This is a genomic window from Actinomycetota bacterium (assembly GCA_005774595.1).
GTDB lineage: Bacteria > Actinomycetota > Coriobacteriia > Anaerosomatales > D1FN1-002 > D1FN1-002.
In genome coordinates, this window is record VAUM01000168.1 from 1 (window position 1) to 4,114 (window position 4,114).

4 protein-coding genes and 1 pseudogene are annotated in these 4,114 nt (G+C 71.0%); 2 read left to right on the forward strand and 3 right to left on the reverse strand.

Annotated elements, in window-relative coordinates; translation table 11 throughout:
• Positions 1–190: 190 nt before the first annotated feature.
• Positions 191–1,162 (forward strand): annotated as a pseudogene (locus tag FDZ70_07120) (AAA family ATPase).
• A 135-nt stretch (positions 1,163–1,297) separates the two neighbouring features.
• Here the strand turns inward: FDZ70_07120 and FDZ70_07125 are convergent.
• Genes FDZ70_07125 through FDZ70_07135 form a run of 3 tightly spaced genes read right to left on the reverse strand, consistent with a single transcriptional unit; the run spans position 1,298 to position 3,735 of the window.
• A complete protein-coding gene (locus FDZ70_07125) occupies positions 1,298–1,675 on the reverse strand; it encodes a response regulator (GenBank protein TLM74739.1) in 378 nt (125 codons plus the stop codon).
• 16 nt (positions 1,676–1,691) lie between these two features.
• Complete coding sequence (locus FDZ70_07130; GenBank protein ID TLM74740.1) at positions 1,692–2,675, reverse strand: WYL domain-containing protein; 984 nt, start codon at positions 2,673–2,675, stop codon at positions 1,692–1,694.
• A complete protein-coding gene (locus FDZ70_07135; protein ID TLM74741.1) occupies positions 2,668–3,735 on the reverse strand; it encodes a WYL domain-containing protein in 1,068 nt (355 codons plus the stop codon). The genes FDZ70_07130 and FDZ70_07135 overlap by 8 nt, the downstream gene beginning before the upstream one ends.
• Before the next feature lie 158 nt (positions 3,736–3,893).
• On the opposite strand from FDZ70_07135, the gene FDZ70_07140 reads away from it, so the two are divergent.
• On the forward strand, positions 3,894–4,114 hold a 221-nt coding region (locus FDZ70_07140; GenBank protein ID TLM74742.1), incomplete at its 3' end, for a hypothetical protein.

Here is a 4,114-nt window from a genome sequence, read left to right on the forward strand (position 1 = left end):
GAATAACCTCGCCGGACTGGCCTGGACGACCCGGGAGATCCGGATGACCAGCGACGGCACCCCCTGGCGGCCGCTGGTGCACGCCTTGGACATCTGCCGGGCGATCATCGCGGTGCTGGAAGCGCCCCGGGCGGCGGTGCACAACTAGGTCTTTAATGTCGGGGACACGAACCACAACTACCGCATACGGGAGATTGCCGAGGTCGTGGCGGCGTGGACCGGCATCCCCGTCTCGCGCGTGTTGGAGGGTGAGCTCGCCAAACTCGCGAGGCTCGAGGACGAGCTGCACAAGCGCGTGGTGGGCCAGGACGAGGCGGTCACAGCGGTGGCCAGCGCGATCCGGCGCTCGCGCGCGGGGCTGTCGGACCCCGACCGGCCCCTCGGGTCGTTCATCTTCCTCGGCCCCACCGGCGTGGGGAAGACCGAGCTCGCGCGCACGCTCGCCGAGTACCTCTTCGACGACGAGCGCAACATGGTGCGCATCGACATGTCCGAGTACATGGAGAAGTTCTCGGTGCAGCGGCTCATCGGCGCGCCTCCGGGCTACGTGGGCTACGAGGAGGGCGGCCAGCTCACCGAGGCCGTGCGGCGCCGGCCGTACTCGGTGGTGCTGCTCGACGAGATCGAGAAGGCGCACCCCGAGGTCTTCAGCATCCTGCTGCAGGTGCTCGACGACGGGCGGCTGACCGACGGTCAAGGCCGCACGGTGTCGTTCCGCAACTCGATCATCGTGATGACGAGCAACGTGGGCTCGCAGTTCATCCAGGAGTTCCAGAAGCACGGTGACGAGTCCGAGCTGGACCAGATGCTCGCCGAGGCGCTGCGTGCGACGTTCCGGCCGGAGTTCCTCAACCGCGTCGACGACGTGGTCACGTTCCACGCGCTGTCGCTCGACGAGATCGAGCGCATCGCCGAGTTGCAGTTGGCGAAGGTGCGCGAGCGGCTCGCCGAGCGCCGCGTGACGCTCGAGATCACACCGGTGGCGATGGAGCGGCTCGCGATGAGCGGGTTCGACCCGCTGTTCGGCGCGCGGCCCCTGAAGCGCGTCATCCAGCGCGAGGTGGTCGACCGCGTGGCGCGCGCGCTCGTCGAGGGCAGCGTGCACGAGGGTGACACGGTGACGGTGGACCTCGGCGAGGACGGGGAGATCGAGGTGCGGTAGGGGGCGCTACAGCGCGGACCAGCAGGCGGTGACGGCACTCTCGTGCGACAGCACGCGGGTGACGAGGTTGCGCGTTGGGGTGTCTCCTCAGGTCCGATCATGCCACGCGCGCAGCGAGCAAGCCCCCCTCGGCCCCTACGGATGCACTCCCAGCAGTCGGGCGACGGTGTTGCGCAGTTCGGCGGGCTCGAACGGCTTGACGATGTGGTCGCGCGCGCCGAGGGCCTTCGCCCGGTCCATGTCGCGTTCGCCCGCGGCGCTCGTGAGCATCACGATCGGGCACGGGCCGCCGGTCTCGATGATGCACAGCTCCTCGAGCACCCCGAACCCGTCGAGCTCGGGCATCGTGATGTCGAGCAGGACGAGGTCCGGCTCCTCTGACTTGATGAGCTCGAGCGCTTCGCCGCCGTCCACGGCCTCGATCACGCGGCACTGCAGGGGCCTGAGCGCCGTCTGCACCATCATGCGGATGAGCTGGTTGTCCTCGGCGACGAGGATCGTCTTGTCCGGCACGGCGTCGCTCCTCCCGTCACGCGCTCTCTCGGTACCGCGCCAGCGCCGCCTCGGCGCGCGTCCGCACGACCTCTCGCAGGCCCGCCGGCTCGAGCACCTCGAATTCCGCACCGTACAGCGCGAGCGTCCGCAGCAGCCAGTCCACGCTCGCGAACTCCACCGTGATGGCGATGCGGCCGTCCCCCAGGTCGTCGCCCTCACCCCAGCGCTCCTGCGCGTACGCGGCGGCCTGGTCCCTGAACGCGACGCGCGCGGTGCGCTGCGGCGTGTCGGGCGGGAAGACGCCGTCGGCGTAGCGCGCCAGGTCGAGGGGGTAGGGCTCGAACGGCTCGTCGGTTGACTCGGCCTTCCACATCTTGTCGACGCGGTACGTGCGCTGCTCGCCGGCGGTGTCGCCCTCGTGCGGGCGGGCGAACAGGTACCACATCCCGCGCTCGAGGCGCAGGTGGTACGGCTCGATGACCGCCTCGTAGCGCGTCGCGTCGCCGCGGATGTAGCCGATGCGGCACAGCAGGTCCTGGTCCATGCACGCGCGTACCTCGGCGAGGATGGCCTCGTCGGGGACGGGGCCGAGCGCGTCCCACGATCGTGCGGTCTGCGGGACGCCCGCGGCCTGCGCGATCGCCTCGACCAAGCCCGAGAGCGCCTCGTCGCACCCGCCGGCGAGCGGCTGAAGGCCCGCGAGGAACGACAGCAGCGAGGCGGCCTCCGGCGGTGTGAGCTGGGCCGGCGCCTTCATCGCGTCGGTGGCGGCGATCGGCAGCGCGGTCACGCGGACATGGTCGGCGGCGTCGATCTCGAAGGTGAAGTAGTTCGGGATGTACGACTCGTCGAACTCGATCGACGCGAGCGCGTCGAGGTCCTCGCGCATCACCTGCGGCGTGACGCCCGCCGCCTCGGCGAAGCTCGTCAGAGGGGCCCACTTGTCGAAGTCGTGCAGGCGGCGGATGCGTGTCAGCAGCGTGCACAGCCGGCGCATGCGGTCGAAGGTGTCAGGCATGGGCCGCCGCCACCCCGGTGAGCATCTCGCGCGCGGCGGAGCGCGCCTCGGGCGGCGCGGTGATCCACGCGTGCTCGTCCATCGTCATCACCCATCGGACGAAGCCGTTGAGGTTGGCGACGGGCACGGTGACGCAGCGGTCGCCCCCGGCGTCGACGGCGACGGCCAGTCCCGGCAGGTTCGCGCAGGCGATGTGCTCGATGGCCGGGTCGAACGCCAGCGTCACCTCGGTCCGGTCCTCGCCGATGTCCCAGGAGGGGTGCACGTGCTTCGCGGCGTCGAAGTCGCCCGGCACCTCGAACGCCGAGACCTTCACCTCCGCCGGGTCACCCTCGACGCGGGAGATGCGGAAGCACTTGACCTCGTCGTCCTTGTGGTCGCGGCCGACGGCGTACCAGGTGCCGAGGCGCTCCGCGAGGGCGTAGACGTCCACGGTGCGCTCCGCCGACGTGCGGTCGAGCTTCCGGTAGACGAAGCGCGCCGTGCGGTGGGCGTTCACGAGGCGAGCGAACAGGTGCAGCTTGCGGGTGGTCTCGCGCGAGCGCGGGTCGCTGCCCTCGGAGCCGAGCGAGACGCTCACCGAGGCCGGCTCGGCCGGCTTGCGGCCGCGCAGGACCTTCTGCACGGCGAACAGCGCATCCTCGCTTCCGGGCGATTCGAGCTCGGAACGCGCCATCGACGCTGCGACGGCGAGCAGGTCCTTCTGCTCGGGCGTGACCTCGAGGCCGCGGGTTGCCCAGGTGTCGGGAGCGATGCGGTAGCCGGGGACCTCGTTGCCGTCGTCGTCCCACTCGCCGCTCGGCTCGGACACGACGTGCAGGTTGAGCCGCTTGAGCAGGTCGAGGTCGCGGCGCAGCATCCGGTCGGCGGCTTGGCGGGCACGGCGCAGGTCGTGCGGCAGGGGGCCTTCGCAGGCGTCGATCTCGTCGGCAAGTTCCTCGCCGAGGTACCCGGGGACCTGGGCGAGCAGGTGTCGCGTCGCGATGGGACGGCTCGCCCCCACGAGCCTGATGAACAGCTGCATGGCCCGCTCGTACGCCGCGTCCCCGCCGTTCGGCATGTCCCCACTCCCTCGCTCGCATCTCCGCGTGGTCCCGATTCTGCGAGCGCGCGGGGCCGCGCGCAAGGGTGGTCCGGCGGGCGTTGCGCCCGGGCTGACGAGCGGCGCTTCCCACCGCTGCGCTCTCGGATGTCAGAGGCCGCGGCTATGGTGCGGTCATGGACCTGATGCCCCGACACGCGATCGACCTGCACGCGCACACCGCCGCCGGCTCGGCCTGCTCGGTGATGACGCTGCCGCTGTACCTGCGTCGGCTGGCGCAGCTCGAGGCGCGCATCGTGACGCTCACGAACCACGGCTGCACGGCTGATGCCCCGGCGCTCGCGGAGTTCTGCGAGGCGACCCGGCGCGTCTTCGTGCCCGGCATCGAGGTGACGAC

Excerpts from the sequence above, each read along its gene's own strand:
- FDZ70_07130 (TLM74740.1), bottom strand. The coding sequence starts at position 2,675 with ATGCCTGACACCTTCGACCGCATGCGCCGGCTGTGCACGCTGCTGACA.
- FDZ70_07135 (TLM74741.1), bottom strand. The coding sequence starts at position 3,735 with ATGCCGAACGGCGGGGACGCGGCGTACGAGCGGGCCATGCAGCTGTTC.